Consider the following 23592-nt stretch of genomic DNA (forward strand, 5'->3'; position numbering starts at 1 on the left):
GAGAATGCCGATGCCATCGAAGTCCACGCCGAAGTCGCCCGGCAAAAGCTCGGCCGTGCGCTCCCTGGAGCATGAGCGGCATCACGGTGCCGACGCCGAAGAGGAACTCGAGGAAGGCCTCGAGGACACGTTCCCGGCCAGCGATCCGGTGTCTATCACGGGGACGGCTATCCCTGGCGCCCCCGCAAGACCCGGCAAAGCCAAGACCGTTCCCGGACGCAAGCGTCGCTGATTTCCCCAGTTTCGGTTGAGAGCCATCTTCCCAAGACAACGCCAGGTGAGATATTCAAAGCGCTTTGGGAGATCGTAAAATGCCGGTAAAAGCCGTCGTCTGGGGCGAGAACGTCCACGAGCAGACCAATGCCGCCGTGCGCGGCCTCTATCCCCTGGGCATGCATGGGACCATTGCAGCCGCGCTCAACCAGGATAAGGGTATCGAAGCGACCACCGCCACCTTGCAGGAACCGGAGCACGGCTTGAGCGAAGGCCGGCTGGCTGCCACCGATGTCCTGCTCTGGTGGGGCCATGCCGCCCATGGCGAGGTCAAGGACGAGATCGTCGAGCGCGTGCAGAAACGGGTCTGGGAAGGCATGGGTCTGATCGTGCTCCATTCCGGACATTACTCGAAGATCTTCAAGCGGCTGATGGGCACGCCTTGTTCGCTAAAATGGCGCGAGGCGGGCGAGCGCGAGCGCGTCTGGGCCATCAACCGCGGCCATCCGATCGCGCAGGGCATCGGCGAGTGCCTGGAGATCGGCGAGACGGAGATGTATGGCGAGCCCTTCGCGGTGCCGGAGCCGCTGGAGACGGTGTTCGTCTCCTGGTACGAAGGCGGCGAAGTCTTCCGGTCGGGGCTGACCTACCAGCGCGGCGCCGGACGGATCTTCTATTTCTCGCCCGGCCACGAGACCTACCCGATCTACCACAATGAAGGCGTGCAGCAGGTGCTGCGCAACGCCGTGCATTGGGCGCACAATCCCGCACCCGCATGGTCCGGCATTACCAACGCGCCGAACGTGCCGACAGATCAGGCCAAGGAGAAGATCGTCCAGAAAGGCCTGCGCCTGCATGCCGACGGCGAGAAGGGCTTGAGCTAAGGGCTGAGTTGATGGCGCACCGCCTCCTTCTGCTCGGCACCGGTGGCATTGCCGGACATCACGTCGAGGAGTTCGCCAAGATTCCTGGCTGCACGATCGTCGCCTGCGTCGACCAGGTGCCGGGTCGCGCGGCGACGTTCGCCGCCGCCAACCAGATCAGCCACTCTTTCGAGAGCCTGGAGGCAGCGATCGGCTGGGGAGCGTTCGACGCCGCCATCAACGCGACGCCGGACGGCGTGCACAAGGCCACGACGCTGGCGCTGCTTGCCCGAGGAAAACACGTCTTCTGCGAAAAGCCGCTCGCGCCGAACCATGCCGATGCGCTCGCGATGACGGAAGCGGCCGAGGCGGCCGGGGTCGTCAACATGGTCAACCTGACCTACCGCAACTCACCGGCGATTCACGAAGCGCGACGCATGGTGCAGGCCGGCGAGATCGGCGCATTGCGGCATGTCGAGGCGAGTTACAAACAGAGCTGGCTGGTCAGCAAGTCATGGGGCGACTGGCGGGTCGAGGACAAATGGCTTTGGCGCCTGTCCAACCGGCACGGCTCGACGGGCGTGCTCGGCGATGTCGGTATCCATATTCTGGATTTTGCCAGCTATGGCGCCGACCAGGACATCGCCACCCTGCACGCCGACCTGGTGACGTTTCCCAAGGCCGAAGGCGATCGGATCGGCGATTATGTGCTTGATGCCAACGACAGTGTCGCGATGACGGCGCGGTTCAAATCCGGAGCGCTCGCAACGATCGTCGCCAGCCGCTACATGACTGGCCACACCAACGACCTGTCGCTGGCCATGCATGGCACCAAGGGCGCCATCAAGGTCGAGACCGACGGCAAGGTTTCACGCATGTCGGCCTGCCTGGGCGTGGACATCGATCAGCAGCGTTGGCGGACTCTGGCGCCGCCGGACGTCAAGCGCAACGCGCTGCGTTTTGCCGAAGCGCTCGATACGGGAAGGAACGGCGATCCATCCTTCCGGCGCGCCGCCGACATGCAGAGGCTGATCGACGCGGCCTTCGAGAGTTCGTCGGCCAGGCTACCGGTCACGATCGCCTGAGAACGTTCTGGCCGGCTTTTTGCCGGCCGGACGCGATTCCCGCAATCTCAGAACGCGCTCGGCACGATCCAGGGATTGATGCTGATGCCGAGCCGCGGGCCCTTGCCTTCAGCCGTGTTTTCCGTGGAAGCCTTCTTCTCGACCGAGCCGGTCGAGGCGCAATCGAGCTTCACATTAGTCGTGGTGTCGACGCAGGTCGCGGCGTGCACGTGCTTGACCGGGTGGGTCGCGTTGGCCGCAAAGGCCGAGCCCGAAAGTGCCAGCACGGCGGCGAGGGTGAGGAGGGTCTTTTTCATTGTCGGTCTCCGGGTTCGATGGGTGATTTATTTTCGTACATGTACGGTATTCCGTACAAATACGCCCACCGATCGCGAAGTTCAAGCCAGAATCGTACGCGTACGGAAATTTTTTGTTAACCAAGAAAATCCGTCCCGCTTGGCACGTAAACGCGGAGCGGCGATGAAGCGTGGAAACGCAAGGAGATATCGTTCAGCAGCTGACCGGTGTTTCGGTCAGCGGGGGCACGTTCTGCGTGCTGAGGGTGGCAAGGGTGAAATCGCACATCCGTTTCACGAAAGCCTGCGGATCACCGAAGGGGTAGAAGGGGAAGGTGATCAGCAGCGAAATGGTGCCGTGGCCGACCGCCCACAGCATGGTGGCGATGGCGCGCGGATCGCCCTGCAACTTCCCCGCGGCGACGCAGGCCTCGACCCTGCTGATCAGCACCTTCATCGCCGGGTTGCTTTCTTCCATGTCCTCGTAGCTCCGGCCTGCCGGCAGCTTGGTCTTTTCGGTCATGAAGACGGTGCGGTATTCATTGGGATTGCCAAGCCCGAACGCGGCGTATTCCGTCATCACCGCTTGCAGCGCCTCGATCGGATCGTCGGAAGGATGTTCCTCGATGCGTCGGGCAAGCGTCTCGAACGCATCCTCGGCCAGCGCGAACAATATGTCCTGCTTGTCGGCGAAATAGGAATAGACCGACATCGGCGCGTAGCCGACGCGCTTGGCCAGCTTGCGGATGGTCAGGCCCTCATAGCCTTCCTCCTGCACGAGCTTGTGCGCGGCCTCGACAAGTTCGGAACGCTGTTCGGCCTTTTGTTTCTCGCGGCGTGTCTGGGCGCTCACCGGCAATGTCGCCTGCCTCTGCTGGTTGGGGGCCAACTGAATTATATACGCTGTACGGAAACGGACAAGAGCGCGGCAGGTTCCCAAGCGGCAAGGCGTCAGATCGCACCGACGCCGCCGTCCACGGCCAGCGCGTGGCCGGTCATGAAGGAGTTGGCGGGATCGGCCGCGAACAGGATGACGGTGGTGATCTCATCCACTTCGGCCACCCGCCTCATCGGCACGCCGCGCGTCAGTTCGGCCAGGGCGTCGGCCTCCGGCGCGCCGGAGATCCGCACGAAGCTGTCGACCATCGCCGTTCTCGTATGCGCCGGACAGACCGCGTTGATGCGCAGGCCCTTGCTGGCGTATTCGATTGCCGCCGACCGGGTCAGCCCGACCACGCCGTGCTTGGCGGCGGCATAGATCGAAAGCTTAGGCGCGCCACCCAGTCCGGCGGCAGAGGCGGTGTTGACGATGGCGCCGCCCTTGCCGTCCGCCTTGAACTGCCGCTCCATCTGCGGGATCTGGTGCTTCATGGCATAGAAGACGCCGAGCAGGTCGATTTCGATCACGCGGCGCGCCTCCTCCGAGGCGACCTGCGGCAAGCGCACGAAACTCTGCACGATGCCGGCATTGTTGACCGCGACATCCAGCCGGCCGAATCTTTCAACCGCCAGCGCCACCAGCGCCTGGGACAGCGCCTCGTCGGCGATGTTGCCGGCCAGGATCGCCGTCTCGGCATCGAGCGTTTCGGCAAAGCTCCTCAAGATTGCTTCATCCAGGTCGGAGAGAACCAGCCGCGCGCCTTCGGCGGCAAAACCTTTGGCGGCGCCGCGGCCAAGCCCGCCCGCGGCACCCGTGATCAACACCGTTTTTCCGTCGAAGCGGCCCATCGATCACTCCTTGTCGATCAGTTTCGGTCGATCAGTTTCGTTGCGAGATGCGACAGCAGCTTCACCGCCTCGCCATAGGTCCTGGCCTTTTCCGGATTGGAGGCATTGCCGTCCAGCGCGCGCTTGTAGACGCCCTGGCAGATTGCAGCCAACCGGAAGAAGGAGAAGGCCAGGAAGAACGTCCAGCCGCCGATGCCGGTGAGCCCCCGCCGCCGGCAATAGGTGGCGACATAGTCCTCTTCCAAGGGCAGTCCGAGCGCGGCGCGGTCGATACCGCCCAGGCCGCGAAAGCCCGAACTATGCGGCAGGCGCCATTGCATGCACTGGTAGGCGATATCGGCAAATGGGTGACCTGATGTCGACAGTTCCCAGTCGAGCACCGCCAGCACCTTCGGCCGGTCCGGCGCGAATATCAGATTGTCCAGCCGGTAGTCGCCATGCACCAGCGAGACACGGCCATCGTCGGCGGGCATATGCGTTTCCAGCCAGTCAATCAGCCGGTCCATATCGGCGATGGCACCGGTTTCCGAGGCGCGGTACTGGCTGGTCCAGCGCGCCAGCTGGCGCTCGAAATAATTGCCGGGCCGGCCGAAATCACCGAGACCCACGGCCTCGATATCGACGTCGTGCAAGGCGGCGAGTGTGCCGTTCATGGCATCGTAGATCGCGGCGCGCTCGTCATTGTCGCGCGCTTCCGGCAGTGCCGGATCCCAAAAGATGCGGCCGTCGATGAAATCCATGACGTAGAACATGCGGCCGATCGGCGAGTTCTCGGCCGAGAGATGCAGCATGCGTGGCACCGGCACGGCGGTGCCTGAAAGCGCGCTCATCACCCTGAATTCACGGTCGACCTGATGCGCCGATTTCAGCAGCTGCCCCGGCGGCTTGGCGCGCAGCACGTAGCGGCCGCCGGCCGCCGTCAACAGATAGGTCGGGTTGGATTGGCCGGATTTGAATTTTTCGATCGAGGAAAGCCCGGCAAAACCGGGGATCTGCGCCTCGAGATAGGGCGAAAGCGCTGCCTGGTCGAGCGCGTTCGGGTCCCTCATGCGGTCTCGGGCTGGCGTTCGATCAGGGTCAGCGTCAGCCAGCGCGCGGTCAACGCCGGTTTCTTGGAGCCTTCGATCTCGATGGTCACGTCATGCGCGGTCTGCACCCAGCCCGAGGGCCTGACCTTGACGTCGGCCAGCACGAAACGGGTGCGGATGCGCGCGCCGGTCTTTACCGGCGCCAGGAATCGCAGCGAATCGAAGCCGTGGTTGACGCCCATCTTGCCGTTTTCCAGCGGCGGCATGGTCTCGAAGGTCATTGCCGACAGCAGCGACAGCGACAGGAAGCCATGCGCGATGGTGCCGCCGAACGGCGTCTCGCGCTTGGCGCGCTCGGGATCGCAATGAATGAACTGGTGATCGTCGGTCGCGTCGGCGAACTGGTCGATCATGCGCTGCGTGACCACCCGCCATGGCGAGACGCCCACCTCCTTGCCGACGCTGGCCAGAAGCACATCGAGACTGATCGGTTCCACGCGGATGTCCTCCAGTTTCATCCCCGGCTTCCCCGGCCGGAAATGTCATTCCTTGAACAGGGTCAGCCCATGCTGCACCGACTGTCCGCCGTCAATGGGCAGGATGGCGCCGGTTACATAGCTGCCTGCACGGCTGCACAAATAGAGCGTTGCGCCTGCAATGTCATCCGGGGCGCCGATACGGCCGATCGGAACGTGGCTGCCGACATGCCTGGCCTGTTCCTCCGTGGCGGTGGCAAATGCCGTCATCCGGCTCTGGAAGGGGCCAGGGGCAAAGGCGTTCACGGTGATGCGGCGGCCGGCGAATTCCAGCGCCAGGGTGCGCGTCAGGTGATGAACGGCCGCTTTGGAGGCGGTGTAGGAATAGGCGTCGTCGGCCAGCGGCTGCGTGCCCATCACCGAGCCCAGATTGATCACCCGGGCCGGATCCTCGTCGCTGGCCGCGGCTTCGAGCAGCGGCAGCAATTCGCGGGTCAGGTGGAAGACGGCGGTGACGTTGACGCCGAACACCTTGGCCCAGGCATGATAGGGGAAGCTCTCGAGCGGCGCTCCCCAGGACACGCCGGCATTGTTGACAAGGATATGCAGCCGGTCCGTCCGCGCCTTGACCTCGCCGGCCAAGGCGGCAATGCCGGCCTCGCTGGAAACGTCTCCGGCAAAGCCTTCCGCCCGCCCCGGCGCGCCAAGCCCGTTCAAGTCCTCGGCCACCTTGATGCAGTCCTCGCCCTTGCGCGAGGCGATCATCACCGTTGCGCCGGCCTCGACGAGGCCCGTCGCCGCCATGCGGCCGATGCCGGTCGCCGCGCCCGTGACCAGCGCGGTCTTGCCGGCCACCGAAAAAAGATCGTCGAGATAGCTCATCGAACTCCTGCGCCTTTCATCGGCGGATCGGGGAAAGCGTTCGCGTTGACAAGGCTATCCGAAGTACGGTCATCCTTGCCACTGACAAAATGCCCGGCCTGAATGAAGGGTTAGCGACCGATGACGGAGATGAATCTCGGCATGACGGAGCGGCTGAAGCCGATCCACGCGCGCGTCGCGGCCATGGTGCGCGACGAGATCATGCCGCTCGACAAGGAATTCCTCGGTGAAGTCGGCAAGGCAGGCGACCGCTGGACATACACGCGGCGCCAGACCGAGATCCTCGAAGGGCTGAAGAAGACCGCACGGGAGCGCGGCCTGTGGAATTTCTGGCTGACCGGCTCAGAACGCGGCTACGGTCTTTCCACCGTCGAATACGCCTATCTGGCCGAGGAGATGGGCAAGGCGCATCTCGGCGCCGAGACCTTCAACTGCTCGGCGCCCGACACCGGCAACATGGAGGTGCTGGAGCGCTACGGCTCGGCGGAGCACAAGAAGGCTTGGCTGGAGCCGCTTCTCGACGGAAAGATCCGCTCGGCCTATCTGATGACCGAGCCGGACGTCGCCTCGTCGGATGCCACCAACATTTCGATGCGCTGCGAGCGGCGCGGCGACAGCTATGTGCTGAACGGCGAGAAATGGTGGGCCTCTGGTGCCGGCGATCCCCGCTGCGCCATTTATATCGTCATGGTGAAGACCTCCGATGGAGAGCCGAAGCACAGGCGGCATTCGATGATCCTTGTGCCGGCGGACACCAAGGATGTCAGCAAGCTGCGTCCGATGCAGGTCTATGGCGACGACGACGCGCCGCATGGCCACATGCATCTTCGCTTCGACAATGTGCTGGTGCCGGCGTCGAACCTGATCCTCGGCGAGGGCAGGGGTTTCGAGATCGCGCAAGGCCGCCTCGGCCCCGGCCGCATCCATCACTGCATGCGGGCCATCGGCCAGGCCGAGATGGCGTTGGAGCTGCTGTGCCAGCGTTCGGTCCGCCGCGAGGCGTTCGGCCAGCCATTGGCGAAACTCGGCGCCAATTTCGACATCATCGCCGAATGCCGCATGGAGATCGAGATGGCCCGCCTGCTCTGCCTCAAGGCGGCGTGGATGATAGACCAGGGCGACGCGCGCGCCGCCGCCCCCTGGATCAGCCAGATCAAGGTGGTCGCGCCACGCGTGGCGCTGAAGGTCACCGATGAGGCGGTACAGATGTTCGGCGCGCAAGGAATCAGCCAGGACACGCCGCTGGCGCGCTCGTGGACGCATCTGAGAACCCTGCGCCTCGCCGACGGGCCGGATGCCGTGCATCGCCGCCAGGTGGCGCGGGCGGAGCTGAAGAAATACACGCAGGAGAAGGTCTGAGGCCACGCCCGGTCAAGGAGACAGCCGATGAGCATCCCGTCCGAAATGAAGGCGCTGCTGCTGGTCGGCGACGGCTATAGCAGGACGGCGAGCGGCAGCGCGCTGGAGGCGATGGAGCCCTATCTTGTGTCAGGCAGTATCGCTGTCCCGGCGCCTGGGCCGACGCAAGTGCTGATCAAGGTCAGCCTTGCGTCGATCAATCCGTCCGATGTCGCCTTCATAAAGGGCCAGTACGGCCAGCCGCGGGTCAAGGGCCGGCCGGCCGGCTTCGAAGGCGTCGGCGCGGTCGTTGCCGGCGGCGACGAGCCTTATCCCAAGAGCCTCGTCGGCAAGCGCGTTGCCTTCGCCACCGGGCTCTCCAATTGGGGCTCATGGGCCGACTATGCCGTTGCCGAAGCCGCCGCCTGCATTCCGCTCCTCGACACCCTGCGCGACGAGGACGGGGCTGCCATGATCGTCAATCCGCTCACCGCGATCGCGATGTTCGACATCGTCAGCCGAGAGGGCGAAAGGGCCTTCATCATGACCGCGGGCGCCAGCCAGCTCTGCAAACTGATCATCGGGCTGGCCAGGGAGGAAGGATTCCGGCCTGTCGTCACCGTGCGCCGCGACGAGCAGATCGCGCTGCTGAAGGAAATCGGCGCCGCCCATGTACTCAACGAGAAGTCGCCCGATTTCGAAGCCTCGCTGCGCGAGGTGATAAAGGCCGAACAGCCGCGCATCTTCCTCGATGCGGTAACCGGGCCACTGGCCTCGGCCATCTTCAACGCCATGCCGAAACGCTCGCGCTGGATCATCTATGGACGGCTCGATCCCGAGGCCACGGTCATCCGCGAACCCGGCCAGCTGATTTTCCAGCACAAGCACATAGAGGGCTTCTGGCTGAGCGAATGGATGCGGCAGCATAAGGATCGCCGCGGTCCTGCGATCCTCGAGGCGCAGAAGCGCTTTTCCGACGGGCGCTGGACGACCGACGTGACGGCTGTGGTGCCGCTGGCCGAGGCGATGGCGCGCGTGCCGGCGGAACTGGCCAGGCCCAATGGCAAGGTGTTCATTCGGCCGTAACGCGGGGGGTGGCGCGGTTGAGCTGCATTCCGGTCCATCCAGAGCACAGCTGCTATAGCCTTCGAGGGCCGGAAAGAGAGTGGTTTGTTGGCTGCGATCGTTCAATGTCATCGGCAGCCACGCCGTTCGATCCCCCTATGCCACCCCGCTTTGTCCGTGATATGCCGCCGCCAATGAACGCTGGGACAGTGCTGGACCGGGCCTGTTCCGGATTGGTGTGGGGTGCTTGATGAGGATTTCCAAGCCGGTTTTCGACCGTCTGGGGCTTAGCCTGTGGATCGGGGCATTCGCGGTCGTGCTTGGCCTGGTCCTGTGGTCGCCCGACGCGCGCACCGTGTTGCACGCCTACAGATATGGCAGTGTGGAGTTTCTGGCCGGCCGGCCGCTCTACGACCTCGAGTCCGAGATGGGATACCTTTACACGCCTGCCTTCGCCGCGCTCTATATTCCGTTCTTGAACCTGGGATCGCATCTTGGCGGGCTGGCCTGGCATGCCCTCGGTTTCGCCGTTCTCACCCTTGCCGCGGCGCGGCAGGTGCGCAAGCTGGGCGGACAGGAGCAGACCTGGCTGCTTTCCTTCGGCCTCTTCCTCGCTTTGCCGATGACGCTGGGCGCCATCCGCAACGGGCAGGCGACAATCCTGCTGACCGGCGCCTGCTGGCTCTTGACCCTGTCGGCACTGGAAGGACGGCGTGCGGAGACCTTTCTCTGGGCCTCGCTTGCCATCACGGCCAAGCCGACCGCGATCATCATGCTGCTGTTGGTGGGGGCGTTGCGCCCGCGGCTGATACCGGCCCTTGTGCTGGCGGTGCTGTTCGTGCTCGCCATACCCTACGCTTTCGCTCCCGCCGACTACCTGAACGAGCAGTATGGCGATTTCGCCCGCATGCTGACGTCGATGGCCGTCGATAAGACTAGCCATTTTGTTCCTACCGATTTCACCGCGCCCTTTATCGAGATGGGGCTGCCCGTTCCGGACTCTGTTGCCACTGCGGTGCGCGTCGTGATCGGCCTGCTGACGCTCTCGATCGTGCTCTGGTTCGACCGCAAGCTCGAACAAGGAGCGGCCGGACTCGCCATCTTCCTGACGGCGGCCTTCTACATGTGCGTCTTCAACCCGCGCGTCGAGCCCAACACATATGCAATGATCGCGGTGCCCGCCGGCCTTGCCATTGCCCTGTTGTGGCGCGAAGAAAAAGGTGGCGTCCTGGCCTGCGTGCTGTCCATGACTTTATTCCTGACAGGTTTGACCGGTGTCGAGCGCCACATGCATGACTTTCTCTATCCCTGGTTTCGGCCGATCACGGTCACTTTCATCGCCTGCTTCCTGATATGGTGGTTCTGGGCCAAGGCGCGACAAAAATTGGTGAATGCGGAGCCTGTCGCCCATGGCTGAGATGCGCCCGACACTCGATATCGTCGCACCGTTCTTCAACGAGGCGCAATCGGCAACGGCTTTCGCGGCATTGCTCGACGCGCTCGAGGCGGCGGTGTCGAGCCGCTTCGGCATGCAGGTCCACAAGATCCTGGTCGACGACGGCAGCCGGGACGATAGCGCCCGGCGGTTTTCGCAGGCGCTTTCGGGATCCTGGGAAATCGTGCGCCTCAGCCGCAATTTCGGCAAGGAGGTCGCCGTGCTCGCCGGCCTCGACCACTCGCGGGGCGACATGGTGCTTGTCATGGACGCGGATCTGCAGCACTCCCTGGAGACCAGCCTGAAGATGATCGTCGAGCTGGCCGAGAATCCGGACGTCGATGTCGTCTACGCGCAGAACGACCGGCGCGGGGCAAGCTGGCGGCGCAGCCAGTTGGCGAAACTGTTCTACAGCCTGATCAACAGCAGCCAGCGGTTCGATATTCCCGAGAATGCAGGCGACTTTCGCGTCATGCGCGGCACCGTGGCGCGCGCATTGACCAGCCTGCGCGACAAAAGGCGCTTCAACAAGGGCCTGTTCGCCTGGGCCGGCTTCCGCCAGAAGGCCATATCCTATTCGCCGGAAAACCGCGCCAGCGGCAAGTCGAAATGGAGCCGGCTCAACCTGATCGCCTTTTCGCTAGAGGGGTTTACGTCCTTTTCGGTTATTCCGCTGCGCCTGATCAGCCTCAGCGGACTGCTTGCGGCGTTTGCCGGCGCGGTCTACGGCGCGAAAGTGCTCTTCGAGGTGCTGTTCTACGGCATTGCCGTTCCAGGCTATCCGAGCCTGCTGGTCGCCGTGGTGCTGCTCGGCGGCCTCAACCTGACACTTCTCGGGCTGATCGGTGAATATGTCTGGGTCACGCTCAGCGAAAGCAAGGACCGCCCGGTTTACATCGTGCGCGATATCGTGCGCAGCGATATTCCCGCCAGGTCGGCGCCGGGCGTTCCCGGGGCATGATGCGGGGCATCCGCCTGATCGCCGACGATTACGGCCTGGCGCCCGGCGTCTCGGCGGCGATCCTCGACCTGCTCGATCGCGGGCGGCTTACGGGCACCGGTTGCATGACCGGTTTCGCGGAATGGCCGGGGGAGGCGGAACGCATCAAGCCGCTGTGCGGCCGGGTCGCCGTCGGCCTGCATCTGACCTTGACGGACCAGCCGGCCGTGACCGGCCCGTCGAGCCTGGCGCCGGAAGGCCGGCTGCCGCCGCTCCGCTCGCTGGCATTGCCGATCCTGCGCGGCAGCATCGAGACCTGCGACGTCCATGCCGAGCTCGACGCCCAATTGGGCCGCTTCGTCGAGGCGCTCGGGCGCCGGCCCGATTTCATCGACGGCCACCAGCATGTGCATTTCCTGCCTGTCGTGCGCAAATGGCTGCGGGGGCGTTTCGCCGGAGATGCTGGCAGACCGTGGCTGCGCGGCGCGCCGGCGCTGGCCGGCAGCGGAGCGGCGGCATCGAAAATTGCGGCGATCACCGCCCTGGCAACTGGGTTCAACCGATCCATGCGGCGCGCCGGCTTCACCGTGAGGGCGCCGCTCGCCGGCATCTATGACTGGCGGCAGCCGGAAAAGTTCGCGCCCGCCCTGCAAACCGCCGTTGAAAGCCTGCCGGAAGAGGGACTGTTCATGTGCCATCCCGGGCATGTCGACGAGACGTTGCGTTCACGCGACCCGATGCAAGATGTGCGCGAAGTCGAATTCGCGGTTCTCGCCTCCGATCATTTCGGCGCAAGCCTGGCTCACGCGCGTGTCGGCATCATGGACGGCATGGCATGAGTGCCGATCAGTCCCGGCGTTCGACCGGCAACAAGATTATCCGCTTCGCCATCGTCGGCCTGGTGAACACGGCCATCGACCTTGCCGGTTTCTTTCTGCTGCTCAAGCTGCACGTGCCGCCGCTGCCCGCCAACGTTGCGTCCTGGTTCATTGCCGTCACCTTCTCCTTCGCGGCCAACGGCTTCTGGTCGTTCGAGCGCGATCCGGCCATCCGGCTGCATCATGCCTTTCTTCGCTTCGCCTCGCTCGGCGCGCTGATTTCGCTCGGGGTCTCCAGCCTCGCGATCGCGCTGTTCGCCGGTGTCGTCGGCGTGTGGCCGGCAAAAATCGGCGGGGTGGTTGTGGCGGCGGTGCTGAATTTCCTCGCCGCGCGCTGGTCGATCGAGGGCCGTCTCCTGAAATAGCAGGCTATTTCCCCACGAAAATTCCGGATTCGCTACACGGTCTCCTGGAATTTCCCTATTCAGCCGGCTCCACATCCGTGTAGGCGGCTTCCTCGAGTTCGCGCTTCAGCCGCGCCTCCTCTTGGGTCTTCGGCGTGACGAAGCGGCCGAGCAAGAGATAGGCGACGGGGGTCAGGAACAGCGTCGAGACGGTGGCCAGCCCCAGTCCGCCGACGATCACCCAGCCGAGCGCGATACGGGCCTCGGCGCCGGCGCCCGCCGCCAGCACCAGCGGCACCCCGCCGAGCACGGTGCAGATCATTGTCATCATCACCGGGCGCAAGCGAATGGTCGAGGCCTGTTCGATCGCCTCGCGCACGCCCAGTCCGCGATCGCGCAGCTGGTTTGCGAATTCGACGATCAGGATGCCGTTCTTGGCCATGACGCCGACCAGCAGCACCAGGCCTATCTGGCTGTAGGCGTTGAGGCTGGTGCCCGAGAGCAGAAGCGCGAAGATGGCGCAGGCGAGGCCGAGCGGCACTGTCGCCATGATGATGACAGCGCTGACGAAGCTCTCGAATTGCGCGGCAAGCACCAGCAGGATGATGACCAGGGCAAAACCGAAGATGGTGACCATGGCGCTGTTGGTCTCACCCAGCGTCGCCGCCTCGGCCAATGGCACGATGCGGCTGCCCGGCGGCAGAAGCGGCGTTGCGATCTCCTCGGCGCGCGTAAGGGCCGAGCCGAGCGCGAAACCGCCGCCGAGGTTGGAGGTGATCGCCACCGACGGCTGCTGCTGCTCGCGCGACAGCGAGGGCGGCACGGCACGCTCGGTCAGGGTAGCGATGGTCGACATCGGCACGAAACGGCCGTCAGCCGTCTTCAGGAAGACGTTCTCCAGGTCGGTCGGATCGTTGATCGGGTTGGTGGTCGAAACCAGCTTCACCCCGTAGCTGCGGTCGGCGATGTAGACATCGACGACGTCGTTGCCGTCGAGCATGGCCTGCATGGTGTCGGCCAGCCCCGTGATGTCGATGCCGAGATCGGAGGCGCGCTCGCGGTCAATCGCGACGGAGAGCTGCGGCTGGGTCGGGTCGATGGAAAGACGGGGTGTCTGGAACCGCGGATCCTTCTGCATCTCGGCGATGATCTTGACGGCCGCGTCGCCGAGCGCCTTGCGGTCGTTGCCGACCAGCGCGAACTGCAGGCCGTTGCCGGCGCCACGGATGCCGAGGCTGTTGGGCTGCACCGGGAAGATGCGCACGCTGGGCACCTGGCGGGTGAGCTGGCTGATCTCGGCCATGATCTCCTGCTGGCTGCGGCTGCGCTCGTCCCAGGGCGCCAGCGTCATCACCATGAAGCCTGAATTATAGGCGCCGTTCTGGCCGGCGCTCTCGAAAGTGCTGACGATTTCGCCGGAATCACGCAGCGGCTGGATCAGTTTTTCGATCTTCTGCATCTGCTGCGTCGTGTAATCGAGGCTGACGCCTTGCGGGGCGCTGATGCGAAGCAGCACGACCGCGCGATCCTCGGTCGGCGTCAATTCCTGGCGGATGGTGCCGAACAGCGCGAATGCGGTGCCGGCGAACAGCAGCGCCACCAGCACCACAATCCACGGCGCGTCGAGGCAGACATGAAGGCTGCGCCGGTAGGCCGCGTTCAGCGCGCCGCCGATGCGTGCGCCGACGCCGTTGCCGCCCTCGTGGTGGAGGGCAGCAGTGGACAGCATACGCGAGGCAAGCATGGGGCAAAGCGTCAGCGCGACCACGCAGGACAACAGCACCGACATGGCGAGCACGAAGCCGAATTCGCGGAACAGGCCGCCGGTCTGGCCCGGCAGGAAGGAGATCGGCACGAAGACGGCGACCAGGGTCAGCGTGGTGGCGATGACGGCGAAGAACACCTCCTGTGCGCCGAGCACAGCGGCGGCACGCGGCCCCATGCCTTGGTTGCGCCGCCGCACGATGTTTTCCAAAACGACGATCGCGTCATCGACGACAAGCCCCGTCGCCAGCACCAGGGCCAGCAGCGTCAGGATGTTGATCGAGAAACCCGCGAGATAGATCGCCGCAATGGTGCCGATCATGGCGACGGGCATCGACAGGCCCGGAATGAGCGTGGCGCGCCAGTCGAGAAGAAAGGCATAAATGACGACCAGAACGATGGAGACGGAAAGCGCGAGCGCGATCTCCACCTCGTGGACGGCGCCGTTGACGAACACCGCGTCGTCGCTGGTGACCTTGATCGACATGCCTTGCGGCAGGTTTGCCTGCAATTTCTCGACGGCGGCCTTGACGCCGGTGGAGATGTCCAGCGTGTTCGATTCCGCCTGGCGGATGATGCCGATGCCGATGCCGGTCTTGCCGTCCGAGCGCAACGTGGTCTGGCCGATGTCGGGGCCAAGCGTGACGGTGGCGACATCGCGGATGCGCGTCGTGCCGCCAATGATGATGTTCTCGAATTCTTCCGGCGTCGTCACATCGGCCGTGGTGCGAACGATCAGGTCCTGATCGGTCGTGGTGATCGAGCCGGCCGGCGAATCGAAGGCGACCGAGGCAAGGGCGGTCCTGAGGTCGGCGACGGTGAAGCCCAGGCTGGCGAGCTTGTTCTGGTCGACGTCGATGCGGAAGATCTTGTCGCGGTCGCCATAGACCTGGACGTCGGCGACACCTGGAACGGCGGCCAGTTCGTCCTCGATCTGGTCCTGGACCACGACGGTCATGTCCTGCACCGACATGGTGTCGGAGGTGACGGCCAGGCGCATCACGGGGTCGGAGTTGGCATCGGCCTTGACGATGCGCGGCGGATCGGCCGTCTCCGGCATCTGGTTGGCGACGCGGCCGACGGCATCGCGCACATCCGAGGCGCCGACATTGAGGTCGACGCCATCGTTGAATTCGATGGTGACGCGGCTCGAGCCGAAGGAGGAGGTCGACGAGATCGACTTGACGCCGGAAACGCGGGCGACAGCTCCCTCGATCGTGTCGGTCAGTTCGCGATCGACCGTTTCGGCCGCCGCGCCTTCGAAAGTCGTGGAAACGGTGACGACTGCGCGGTCGACATCAGGCAATTCCCGGATCTCGACGCCGTAGAAGGCGGCGAGGCCGGCGACCGCGATGAGGACATTCAGCACCAAGGCCATGACCGGCCTGCGGATGAACAGGGCGGTAAAGCCGGTCTCGCTGGCGGCGTTGACGGCTCCGGTCATGAGCCTTCGGCCGCGTTCGCGGCGCGCTGCTCTCCGCGGGCGATGCGGACTTCGCCGCCCTCGCTGACGCTCTGGGTGCCTTCGGTCACCACCATGTCGCCACTGTTCAGCTCCGCGTCGATCAACACGGTTTCGGTGTTGCGCTGGATGATGCGCACCGGCACCCGCTTGGCCTTGCCATTCTCGACCGCCCAGACGTAAGCGCCGTCCGAGCCCCACAGGATCGCCAGCGGGCTGACGGCGGGATAGGTCTCGCCGGGGAATTTCATGGTGATGGCGAACGACATGCCGGCGCGCAGCGAATCGGCCGGATTGGCGATCGTCGCCTTGACCAGAAGCGTACGGCTGTTCTCGTCGATGTGGTTGTCGATGGCCGAAACCGTGCCGGTATAGCTGTTGCCGGGGTTGGCGATCGGCGTCGCCGACAATTGCGCGCCGATCTTGACGGCGGCGGCGAAGCGCTCCGGCACCAGGAAATCGACAAGGATCGAGGACCGGTCGTCGAGCGTGGCGATCGCCGACTGGTTGGTCACATAATTGCCGGCGGAGATCGGCAGGATGCCGACCGTGCCGGAGATCGGCGCGAGAACCGACCGGCGGTGCAGCGCGAGTTCCGCATCCTGTAGCGCCAGCTTGGCGCCGGCCAGCACCACTTCGGCATCGGCGACGGCGACCGGTGTCGCCGCATTGGAGGCGCGTAGCGACCTGACCCGGTCGAGCTTGGCCTGTGCGTCCTGAAGCGCGAGCCGGGCACGGTCCTGGGCGATCACTTCGGTCTCGGAATCAAGGGTCGCGATGACCTGTCCCTTGTCGACATGGGTGCCGGACGAAACCAGCAATTCGGCGAGACGGCCGGAGGAGTAGGGATTGACCGTCACCGACGCATTGGCGCGGCCGGTGCCTATGGCCTGGAGCCGATCGTTTATGGTCGCGGAAATAGCGGGCACGACGACGACGTTGACCTGACGGGCTCGCTCGCCGCCAGCGGATTTCGTGCCGGCGCCAGTTTTTTCAGCCGGAGGCGTTGCCGCGTAGGCCCAGTCTATTCCCCAGCGCGCCAGCACGTCCGGCGCGCCCGGAAAAAAGCGCAGCCAGGCGGCAGCAGCCACCACCAGCACCACAAGGGCGAAAAGTATCTGTTTCCAGGCGGCCATCGGCACTCCGGTTGGCAAAACAATCCTTCCGTCCACCGGTTTCCCGAAATAAGCAGACGCAGCGGGGCTATTCTAAGGCAAGAAGCAAGCCCCCGATATCGTGCCTTTATGACAATTCTTCAGTGTCCACGCACATTAAATATGCGTAACGTTGGCGGTATTCGTGTCGTTTTGATTTTTTAGTTCGCTTCGAGCCGGACTTTCGAGATTACAACGCTGGTTATGCGGCCCCGACGCCAGTTTCGGGCCGAAATCGTTTCAGACTTATCCCGGGGCTGCATCAACGCAGGCCTTCCATCTCGCGGATGCGCCGGGCGCCGTCGGCCTCGAGTTGCCTTGTGACGGCACCGATCAGCGTTTCGGCGACGACGAAGAGCGCCGCCGAGGAGTCCCACGCCGAAGGCACGGCGGTTCGCCCGGCGATGACGTGGCGGGCGAAGCGGGCGATCGGCGACAGCCACTGATCGGTGAACAGCACGATCTGCACGCCACGCTGATGCGCCTTCTCGGCGAAACGGATGAGGCTGTCCTGGTAGCGCCTGATGTCGAAAATGACCAGCACGTCGCGCTTGCCCATGTCGATCAGCCTGTCGCGCCACATGCTTTCCTGACCCGCGAGGTGAATGACGTCGGGCTGGATGATGGCGAGGTGGGCGGCCATGTAGCGCGCCAGCGGGTCGGTGAAGCGGCCGCCGATCAGGAATGTCTTGCCGCGACGCTCGGCGAGGCGGGACGCGATGTCGGCAAGCTGCTTGTCGGACAGATGCCGGAACGTCTCGCGCATATTGTCGAGCGTTGCCTCCAGCATCGGCGACGCCGTGCCGCCGGGCAAGGGCGGATTGAGCGTGCGGGTCGCAGGGGACTGCAATTGCGCCGCCAGTTCGTCCTGCAGGCTCGACTGGAACTCCGGATAGTTCTGGAAGCCGAGCCTGGCGACGAAACGCAGGATCGTGGGCGAGGACACGCCGGCCGCGGACGAGAATTCGGCGACAGTCTTCAGGCCGATCATCGGATAGCTCGCTATCAGCGTCTGGGCCGCGCGCCGCTCGCCGGCCGGCATCATGCCGATGCGGTCGGCAATCAATTCGGCAATACTGGAAATCATCTTTTCCCACCCATGGCCCGACCGACGGTGTTTTCCCCAAATCGCATTTGACAAAGCCGGACAAACTGTATGAAATCATCCATAGGGACGCAATGAGGCAAAATACGTAACATACGATACAGCGCTCCCCGGGGACCGCAGACTATGGAGAAAGCACGGCCCGCCAGCCTTGCATCGTCTGATGCCGTAAGGGTGACCAACCCGGGCGGATCGAGCCCCTTCGTGCTCACCTGCGACCACGCCTCCAATTTCCTGCCTGCCGAATTCGGAACGCTCGGTCTCACCGCCGAGGACCTGTCGCGTCACATCGCCTGGGATCCCGGCGCGCTGCCGGTTGCGCTGCGCATGGCGCAGGCGCTCGATGCGACGCTGGTCGAAACCTGCATCTCGCGTCTCGTCATCGACTGCAACCGGCCGCTTGACGCGCCGGACCTGGTGCCGCCGGTCAGCGAAACCACAGCCATACCGGGCAACACCGGCCTGTCTGAAAAGCAGCGCGCGGCGCGGGTCGCCCTGTCATGGCAGCCATTCCATAGCGCCATCGAGCATATTGTCGAAGACAGGCTGGCGCGCGGCCAGGAGACGCGGCTGGTATCGGTGCATTCCTTCACGCCGGTCTACAAAGGCCGCGACCGGCCCTGGCATATCGGCATCATTCACGATGACGACCGCCGGCTGGCGGCGCCGCTGATATCGGCGCTGCGGCGGCTTGCCGGCATCACCGTCGGCGTCAACGAACCCTATTCGCCGGCCGACCGCGTCTATTTTACGCTGGAACGCCATGCGCGCCCGCGCGGGCTGCCCTGCGCGATGATCGAAATCCGCAACGATGAAATCTCCGGCGAAACCGGGCAGCGGAAATGGGCGGATCTGCTCACAGGCATCTTTTCGGATCTGGAGCCCGAGGAGACCAGGGGCGCCAGGGAACACGCAGTGGGAAAGTCAGTTCAATCGGCCAGCTGAGAACGCAAGGGGACTAAAAATGGCAGCACCTGGATATACCGAAGTTGACAAGGCGGAGGACGTCAAGGTCCTCCACAGCATGGGCTACGCCCAGGAACTGGAGCGGCGCCTCAGCCGCTTTTCGAATTTCGCCGTTTCCTTCTCCATCATCTGCATCTTGTCGGGCGGCATCAATTCGCTGGCGCAGGCAACGTCGGGCGCCGGCGGCATCGGCATCGGCATAGGCTGGCTGGTCGGCTGCTTCGTCTCGTTGACTTTCGCTGTCGCCATGTCGCAGATCAGCTCGGCCTATCCGACGGCCGGCGGGCTCTATCATTGGGGCTCGATCCTGGGCAACCGCGGCACCGGCTGGGTCACGGCCTGGCTCAACCTGCTCGGCCTGATCACCGTGCTCGGCGCCATCAATGTCGGCACCTGGACCTTCTTCATCGGCGCCTTCGGACCGGCGCTCGGCATCGAAGGCACGCTGACCAACCAGATGATCTTTCTGGTCATCATCACCGGCGCCCAGGCGCTGATCAACCATCTCGGCATCAAGCTGACGGCCAAGCTCACCGACTTCTCGGGCTACCTCATCTTCTTCGGCTCGATCCTGATCGCGGTGGTCTGCCTGCTCTCCGCCGAAACCTGGGATTTCAGCCGGCTGTTCACCTTCCATAACTACTCCGGCGATGCCGGAGGCGGCGTCTGGCCGTCGGTTTCGAACGCCTGGGTGTTCGCGCTCGGCCTCCTGCTGCCGATCTACACCATCACCGGTTACGACGCCTCGGCGCATACGTCCGAGGAGACCATCAAGGCGGCCAGTTCGGTGCCGCGCGCCATGGTCATGTCGGTGATCTGGTCGGCGGTCTTCGGCTATCTGTTCCTGGCCGCCTTCGTGCTGATGATCCCGAACATGGACGATGCCGCCAAGCAAGGCTGGAACGTGTTCTTCTGGGCCTTCGACCAACGCGTCAGCCCTGGCCTCAAGGAGTTCGTCTACCTCGTCGTGTTCATCGCGCAACTGCTGTGCGGCCTCGCCACCGTCACATCGGCGTCGCGCATGATCTTCGCCTTCTCGCGTGACGGCGGCCTGCCGGGTTCGTCGGCACTGGCCAAGGTCAGCCCGACCTACCGCACGCCGGTGGCGGCGATCTGGACGGCATCGATCCTGTCGGTGCTGTTCGTCTGGGGTTCGACGCTGGTTTCGGTCGCCGGCACCTCGGCCTACACCATCGTGGTCTCCTGCACCGTCATCTTCCTGTTCCTGTCCTTCACCGTACCGATCGTGCTCGGCATGCTGGCCTGGGGTACGCCCAAGTGGGACAAGATGGGACCGTGGAACATGGGGCGCGGCGTGTTCATGCTGTTTGCGGTCCTGTCGATCGTGTCGATGATCCTGATCTTCGTCATCGGCATCCAGCCGCCGAACGACTGGGCGCTCTACATCACCGTCGGCTTCTTCATCCTGACCGCGATCGTCTGGTTTGCCTTCGAGCGAAACCGCTTCCAGGGCCCGCCGCTCGGCGACATCATCGCGGCGCGCCAGGCGGCGATCAAGGCGGCTGAGCAGGCCGTCGGCGAAACCGGCCACTGAGGCCAGCATCTCACAGCCGTGGCCGGCACCTTGCCGGCCACGGTTTCGACCTTCGAAATCGACAGCCTCAAATGACAAGCACTGGAGCGCCAAAGGAATGGCCGGAAATTTCTCGTTCGATCAGTTGAAGAAAGCGGTTTCCGGTGGGGAGATCGACACCGTGCTGGCCTGCATCGTCGATATGCAGGGACGGCTGGCGGGAAAACGGTTCCTGGCCCGGTACTTCGTCGATTCGGCGCATGACGAGACGCATGGCTGCAACTATCTGCTGGCCGCCGACATCGATATGGAGCCGGTGCCCGGCTATAAGGCGGCAAGCTGGTCGAAGGGCTATGGCGATTTCGTCATGAAGCCGGACCTCGCGACGCTGCGGCGCATTCCGTGGCTGGAAAAGACAGCGCTCGTGATCTGCGACGTGCTCGACCACCACACCCATGACGACCTGCCGCATTCCCCGCGCGCCATCCTGAAGAAGCAGGTCAAGCGGCTGACGGAGCGCGGCTATATCGGCTATTTCGCCTCCGAGCTCGAATTCTACCTCTTCAGCGAGACGTACGATTCGGCGCGCAAGAAGCACTGGCAGGGCCTCGACACCGCCTCGCCATACATCGGCGACTATCAGATCGGCATCACCACCAAGGAAGAAGGCGTCATGCGCCGGCTTCGCAACGAGATGGAAGCTGCAGGCATCCCGATCGAGAATTCGAAGGGCGAGTGGGGTCCGGGTCAGGAAGAGATCAATGTGCGCTATGCCGAGGCGCTCGAGATGGCCGACCGCCATGTCATCCTGAAGAACGGCGCCAAGGAGATCGCCGAATCCGAAGGCAAGGCGATTTCCTTCATGGCCAAGTACAATTACGGGTTCGCCGGCAATTCCAGCCACATCCACAATTCGTTGTGGAGCGCCGACGGCAACACGCCGCTTTTCTTCGACAGACAAGGTGAATGGACGCTATCGAGCCTCGGCCAGCAATGGGCGGCGGGCCAACTCAAATACGCCAAGGAGTTCACCTGGTTCCTGGCGCCCTACATCAATTCCTACAAGCGCTTCCAGGCCGGCACGTTCGCGCCGACCAAGATCATGTGGAGCGAAGACAACCGCACCGCCGGCTTCCGCTTGTGCGGCGAAGGCACCAAGGGCATCCGAATGGAATGCCGCATCGGTGGCGCCGACTTGAACCCCTATCTCGCCTTCGCGGCGCTGATCGCCGCCGGCCTTGCCGGCATCGACGAGAAGCTGGAGCTGCAGAAGCCCTTCGTCGGCGACGCCTATCAGGCATCGCGCCTGCCGGAGATCCCGAAGACGCTGCGCGACGCCACCGACACGCTGGCCAAATCGAAGATGCTGAAGCAGGCCTTCGGCGAGGACGTGCTCGAACATTATGTCCACACGGCAAAATGGGAGCAGTTCGAATACGACCGCCGCATTACGGATTGGGAACTGCACAGAGGGTTCGAGCGATATTAGACAGCCGGCGACGTCAGCACCGCCCACACCATTACCTCTCTCCATTGGAGAGAGGGGGCGCCAGCGCCTGAGCTTTTCCTTCTCCCCGACACTATACGGGGAGAAGGTGCCGGCAGGCGGATGAGGGGCAGCGTCAAGCCAAACGATTTTCGATTGTTACAATGCGAGGACCTAAAGGATGACCGAAACGGTCAAACTCAAATCCCCCATCGATGGCTCGATCTACGCCGAGCGGCCGGTGGCGACGGACCAGGCGGTCAATGCCGCCATCGAGCGCGCCAAGGCAGCGCAGGAAAAGTGGGCGCAGACTTCGATCGCCCAGCGCGGCAAGTACATGCTGGCGATGCTCGACGCGCTGGTCGCCATGACCGACGAGATCGTGCCGGAGATTGCCTGGCAGATGGGGCGTCCGGTGCGCTATGGCGGCGAGTTCGGCGGCGTCAAGGAACGCACCAGCTATATGGTCGAGATCGCCGAAGCGGCGCTGAAATCGGTCCCGGCTTCCAATCCGAAGGACGGGTTCCGCCGCTATGTGAAGAAGGATCCGCTCGGCGTGGTCATGGTGATAGCGCCCTGGAACTACCCTTACCTCACCGCGGTCAACACGATCGTGCCGGCGCTTATGGCCGGCAACACCGTCATCCTCAAGCATGCCGCGCAGACGCTGCTGGTCGGCGAGCGTTTCCAGCAGGCCTTCGACAGAGCAGGCTTGCCCAAGGGCGTGTTCCAGAACATCGTGCTGAACCATGCCCAGACAGAAAGATTGCTCGGCTCGGGCAAGATCGACCACGTCAATTTCACCGGCTCGGTCGCCGGCGGCCGCGCCATCGAGAAAGCGGCGGCGGGCACCTTCATGACGCTCGGGTTGGAACTTGGTGGCAAGGATCCGGCCTATGTGCTGCCCGACGCCAAGATGGACCATGCCGTCGCCAATCTCGTCGACGGCGCGTTCTATAATTCCGGCCAATGCTGCTGCGGCATCGAGCGCGTCTATGTGCACGAAAAGGTCTATGACGAGTTCGTCGAAGGCTTCATCGCCGAGACGAAGAACTATGTCGTCGGCAACCCGCTCGAACAGGCGACGACGATGGGGCCGATGGCGCAGGCGCGCTTCGCCGACCTGATCCGCGAGCAGAAGGCCGAGGCGCTGCGCAAGGGCGCCAAAGCCCACATCGCCATGAAGGTGGCCGACGACAGGGAAGGCTCGCCCTATCTGGCGCCGGAGGTGCTGACCAACGTCGACCACCAGATGAGCGTCATGCGAGAGGAAAGTTTTGGCCCGATCGTCGGCATCATGAAGGTGCGCAACGACGAGGAGGCGATCGCGCTGATGAACGACAGCCCCTACGGCCTGACCGCCTCGATCTGGACGCGCGACACCGAGCATGCGGTGGCGATCGGCGACCGCGTCGAGACCGGTACCGTGTTCATGAACCGCTGCGACTACCTCGACCCGGCGCTGGTCTGGACCGGCGTCAAGGACACCGGCAAGGGGGCCGGCTTGTCAGCCATCGGCTACGACAACCTGACCCGGCCGAAATCCTTCCACCTGCGCGAAGCCATCTGAT

22 protein-coding genes are annotated in these 23592 nt (G+C 64.1%); 13 read left to right on the forward strand and 9 right to left on the reverse strand.

What is annotated here, in order from left to right:
• Positions 1 to 10 precede the first annotated feature (10 nt).
• From FJ964_RS06130 to FJ964_RS06140, 3 genes are all read left to right on the forward strand, one after another.
• Positions 11 to 232 (forward strand): hypothetical protein, encoded by a 222-nt coding sequence (locus FJ964_RS06130; RefSeq protein WP_140549563.1) that lies wholly within the window; start codon positions 11 to 13, stop codon positions 230 to 232.
• A 79-nt stretch (positions 233 to 311) separates the two neighbouring features.
• On the forward strand, positions 312 to 1097 hold the full coding sequence (locus tag FJ964_RS06135; protein ID WP_140549564.1) for a ThuA domain-containing protein: 786 nt from the start codon (positions 312 to 314) through the stop codon (positions 1095 to 1097).
• 11 nt (positions 1098 to 1108) lie between these two features.
• Positions 1109 to 2161, forward strand: coding sequence for a Gfo/Idh/MocA family oxidoreductase (locus FJ964_RS06140; protein ID WP_140549565.1), 1053 nt, complete (start codon positions 1109 to 1111; stop codon positions 2159 to 2161).
• Between the two features lie 47 nt (positions 2162 to 2208).
• On the opposite strand, the gene FJ964_RS06145 is transcribed toward FJ964_RS06140, so the two are convergent.
• The 6 genes from FJ964_RS06145 to FJ964_RS06170 form a co-directional block, all read right to left on the reverse strand.
• On the reverse strand, positions 2209 to 2457 hold the full coding sequence (locus tag FJ964_RS06145) for a DUF680 domain-containing protein (RefSeq protein ID WP_140549566.1): 249 nt from the start codon (positions 2455 to 2457) through the stop codon (positions 2209 to 2211).
• 193 nt (positions 2458 to 2650) lie between these two features.
• Positions 2651 to 3295, reverse strand: a complete 645-nt coding sequence (locus FJ964_RS06150) for a TetR/AcrR family transcriptional regulator (RefSeq protein ID WP_140549567.1) — start codon at positions 3293 to 3295, stop codon at positions 2651 to 2653.
• A gap of 92 nt (positions 3296 to 3387) precedes the next feature.
• Positions 3388 to 4164: an SDR family oxidoreductase gene (locus FJ964_RS06155; RefSeq protein ID WP_140549568.1), complete on the reverse strand. Its 777-nt coding sequence runs from the start codon at positions 4162 to 4164 to the stop codon at positions 3388 to 3390.
• A gap of 17 nt (positions 4165 to 4181) precedes the next feature.
• Positions 4182 to 5213, reverse strand: coding sequence for a phosphotransferase family protein (locus tag FJ964_RS06160; protein ID WP_140549569.1), 1032 nt, complete (start codon positions 5211 to 5213; stop codon positions 4182 to 4184).
• Entirely contained in the window at positions 5210 to 5710 is a 501-nt protein-coding gene (locus tag FJ964_RS06165) for a MaoC family dehydratase (RefSeq protein WP_263483366.1), read from the reverse strand. The genes FJ964_RS06160 and FJ964_RS06165 overlap by 4 nt, the downstream gene beginning before the upstream one ends.
• 24 nt (positions 5711 to 5734) lie before the next feature.
• Complete coding sequence (locus FJ964_RS06170) at positions 5735 to 6550, reverse strand: SDR family oxidoreductase (RefSeq protein ID WP_140549570.1); 816 nt, start codon at positions 6548 to 6550, stop codon at positions 5735 to 5737.
• A gap of 120 nt (positions 6551 to 6670) precedes the next feature.
• Between FJ964_RS06170 and FJ964_RS06175 the strand changes: the two genes are divergently transcribed.
• The 6 genes from FJ964_RS06175 to FJ964_RS06200 all read left to right on the forward strand — a co-directional run bounded on the left by FJ964_RS06175 (position 6671) and on the right by FJ964_RS06200 (position 12571).
• Positions 6671 to 7909, forward strand: a complete 1239-nt coding sequence (locus FJ964_RS06175) for an acyl-CoA dehydrogenase family protein (protein WP_140549571.1) — start codon at positions 6671 to 6673, stop codon at positions 7907 to 7909.
• A 27-nt stretch (positions 7910 to 7936) separates the two neighbouring features.
• A complete protein-coding gene (locus tag FJ964_RS06180; protein WP_140549572.1) occupies positions 7937 to 8974 on the forward strand; it encodes a zinc-binding dehydrogenase in 1038 nt (345 codons plus the stop codon).
• A 229-nt stretch (positions 8975 to 9203) separates the two neighbouring features.
• On the forward strand, positions 9204 to 10370 hold the full coding sequence (locus FJ964_RS06185; protein ID WP_140549573.1) for a glycosyltransferase family 87 protein: 1167 nt from the start codon (positions 9204 to 9206) through the stop codon (positions 10368 to 10370).
• On the forward strand, positions 10363 to 11349 hold the full coding sequence (locus FJ964_RS06190; RefSeq protein WP_140549574.1) for a glycosyltransferase family 2 protein: 987 nt from the start codon (positions 10363 to 10365) through the stop codon (positions 11347 to 11349). Before FJ964_RS06185 ends, FJ964_RS06190 begins: the two co-directional genes overlap by 8 nt.
• Entirely contained in the window at positions 11346 to 12167 is an 822-nt protein-coding gene (locus FJ964_RS06195; RefSeq protein ID WP_140549575.1) for a ChbG/HpnK family deacetylase, read from the forward strand. Before FJ964_RS06190 ends, FJ964_RS06195 begins: the two co-directional genes overlap by 4 nt.
• Positions 12164 to 12571 (forward strand): GtrA family protein, encoded by a 408-nt coding sequence (locus FJ964_RS06200; protein ID WP_140496314.1) that lies wholly within the window; start codon positions 12164 to 12166, stop codon positions 12569 to 12571. The genes FJ964_RS06195 and FJ964_RS06200 overlap by 4 nt, the downstream gene beginning before the upstream one ends.
• A gap of 55 nt (positions 12572 to 12626) precedes the next feature.
• Here the strand turns inward: FJ964_RS06200 and FJ964_RS06205 are convergent, their stop codons facing one another.
• The 3 genes from FJ964_RS06205 to FJ964_RS06215 form a co-directional block, all read right to left on the reverse strand.
• Positions 12627 to 15758 carry an efflux RND transporter permease subunit gene (locus FJ964_RS06205; protein WP_140549576.1) on the reverse strand — a complete coding sequence of 1044 codons (3132 nt, stop codon included), beginning with the start codon at positions 15756 to 15758 and terminating at the stop codon, positions 12627 to 12629.
• Positions 15755 to 16912 carry an efflux RND transporter periplasmic adaptor subunit gene (locus FJ964_RS06210; RefSeq protein ID WP_140549577.1) on the reverse strand — a complete coding sequence of 386 codons (1158 nt, stop codon included), beginning with the start codon at positions 16910 to 16912 and terminating at the stop codon, positions 15755 to 15757. Before FJ964_RS06210 ends, FJ964_RS06205 begins: the two co-directional genes overlap by 4 nt.
• Before the next feature lie 280 nt (positions 16913 to 17192).
• Positions 17193 to 18017 carry a MurR/RpiR family transcriptional regulator gene (locus tag FJ964_RS06215; RefSeq protein ID WP_140549578.1) on the reverse strand — a complete coding sequence of 275 codons (825 nt, stop codon included), beginning with the start codon at positions 18015 to 18017 and terminating at the stop codon, positions 17193 to 17195.
• A gap of 144 nt (positions 18018 to 18161) precedes the next feature.
• Here FJ964_RS06215 and FJ964_RS06220 point away from each other — a divergent pair, with 144 nt between their 5' ends.
• From FJ964_RS06220 to FJ964_RS06235, 4 genes are all read left to right on the forward strand, one after another.
• Positions 18162 to 18980 carry an N-formylglutamate amidohydrolase gene (locus tag FJ964_RS06220; protein WP_140549579.1) on the forward strand — a complete coding sequence of 273 codons (819 nt, stop codon included), beginning with the start codon at positions 18162 to 18164 and terminating at the stop codon, positions 18978 to 18980.
• A gap of 19 nt (positions 18981 to 18999) precedes the next feature.
• Positions 19000 to 20556, forward strand: a complete 1557-nt coding sequence (locus tag FJ964_RS06225) for an amino acid permease (RefSeq protein ID WP_140496309.1) — start codon at positions 19000 to 19002, stop codon at positions 20554 to 20556.
• Positions 20557 to 20653: 97 nt separating this feature from the next.
• Positions 20654 to 22024 (forward strand): glutamine synthetase family protein, encoded by a 1371-nt coding sequence (locus FJ964_RS06230; RefSeq protein ID WP_140549580.1) that lies wholly within the window; start codon positions 20654 to 20656, stop codon positions 22022 to 22024.
• A gap of 178 nt (positions 22025 to 22202) precedes the next feature.
• Positions 22203 to 23591 carry an aldehyde dehydrogenase family protein gene (locus FJ964_RS06235; protein ID WP_140549581.1) on the forward strand — a complete coding sequence of 463 codons (1389 nt, stop codon included), beginning with the start codon at positions 22203 to 22205 and terminating at the stop codon, positions 23589 to 23591.
• The last annotated feature ends 1 nt before the right edge of the window (position 23592 follow it).

The sequence above is a fragment of the Mesorhizobium sp. B2-3-2 genome (assembly GCF_006442295.1).
GTDB lineage: Bacteria > Pseudomonadota > Alphaproteobacteria > Rhizobiales > Rhizobiaceae > Mesorhizobium.

What these genes read in the sequence shown, in the direction of transcription:
- FJ964_RS06130 (WP_140549563.1), top strand. Translation starts at nt 11, where the DNA reads ATGCCATCGAAGTCCACGCCGAAGTCGCCCGGCAAAAGCTCGGCCGTG.
- FJ964_RS06135 (WP_140549564.1), top strand. Translation starts at nt 312, where the DNA reads ATGCCGGTAAAAGCCGTCGTCTGGGGCGAGAACGTCCACGAGCAGACC.
- FJ964_RS06140 (WP_140549565.1), top strand. Translation starts at nt 1,109, where the DNA reads ATGGCGCACCGCCTCCTTCTGCTCGGCACCGGTGGCATTGCCGGACAT.
- FJ964_RS06145 (WP_140549566.1), bottom strand. Translation starts at nt 2,457, where the DNA reads ATGAAAAAGACCCTCCTCACCCTCGCCGCCGTGCTGGCACTTTCGGGC.
- FJ964_RS06155 (WP_140549568.1), bottom strand. Translation starts at nt 4,164, where the DNA reads ATGGGCCGCTTCGACGGAAAAACGGTGTTGATCACGGGTGCCGCGGGC.
- FJ964_RS06160 (WP_140549569.1), bottom strand. Translation starts at nt 5,213, where the DNA reads ATGAGGGACCCGAACGCGCTCGACCAGGCAGCGCTTTCGCCCTATCTC.
- FJ964_RS06165 (WP_263483366.1), bottom strand. Translation starts at nt 5,710, where the DNA reads ATGAAACTGGAGGACATCCGCGTGGAACCGATCAGTCTCGATGTGCTT.
- FJ964_RS06170 (WP_140549570.1), bottom strand. Translation starts at nt 6,550, where the DNA reads ATGAGCTATCTCGACGATCTTTTTTCGGTGGCCGGCAAGACCGCGCTG.
- FJ964_RS06175 (WP_140549571.1), top strand. Translation starts at nt 6,671, where the DNA reads ATGACGGAGATGAATCTCGGCATGACGGAGCGGCTGAAGCCGATCCAC.
- FJ964_RS06180 (WP_140549572.1), top strand. Translation starts at nt 7,937, where the DNA reads ATGAGCATCCCGTCCGAAATGAAGGCGCTGCTGCTGGTCGGCGACGGC.
- FJ964_RS06185 (WP_140549573.1), top strand. Translation starts at nt 9,204, where the DNA reads ATGAGGATTTCCAAGCCGGTTTTCGACCGTCTGGGGCTTAGCCTGTGG.
- FJ964_RS06190 (WP_140549574.1), top strand. Translation starts at nt 10,363, where the DNA reads ATGGCTGAGATGCGCCCGACACTCGATATCGTCGCACCGTTCTTCAAC.
- FJ964_RS06195 (WP_140549575.1), top strand. Translation starts at nt 11,346, where the DNA reads ATGATGCGGGGCATCCGCCTGATCGCCGACGATTACGGCCTGGCGCCC.
- FJ964_RS06200 (WP_140496314.1), top strand. Translation starts at nt 12,164, where the DNA reads ATGAGTGCCGATCAGTCCCGGCGTTCGACCGGCAACAAGATTATCCGC.
- FJ964_RS06205 (WP_140549576.1), bottom strand. Translation starts at nt 15,758, where the DNA reads ATGACCGGAGCCGTCAACGCCGCCAGCGAGACCGGCTTTACCGCCCTG.
- FJ964_RS06210 (WP_140549577.1), bottom strand. Translation starts at nt 16,912, where the DNA reads ATGGCCGCCTGGAAACAGATACTTTTCGCCCTTGTGGTGCTGGTGGTG.
- FJ964_RS06215 (WP_140549578.1), bottom strand. Translation starts at nt 18,017, where the DNA reads ATGATTTCCAGTATTGCCGAATTGATTGCCGACCGCATCGGCATGATG.
- FJ964_RS06220 (WP_140549579.1), top strand. Translation starts at nt 18,162, where the DNA reads ATGGAGAAAGCACGGCCCGCCAGCCTTGCATCGTCTGATGCCGTAAGG.
- FJ964_RS06225 (WP_140496309.1), top strand. Translation starts at nt 19,000, where the DNA reads ATGGCAGCACCTGGATATACCGAAGTTGACAAGGCGGAGGACGTCAAG.
- FJ964_RS06230 (WP_140549580.1), top strand. Translation starts at nt 20,654, where the DNA reads ATGGCCGGAAATTTCTCGTTCGATCAGTTGAAGAAAGCGGTTTCCGGT.
- FJ964_RS06235 (WP_140549581.1), top strand. Translation starts at nt 22,203, where the DNA reads ATGACCGAAACGGTCAAACTCAAATCCCCCATCGATGGCTCGATCTAC.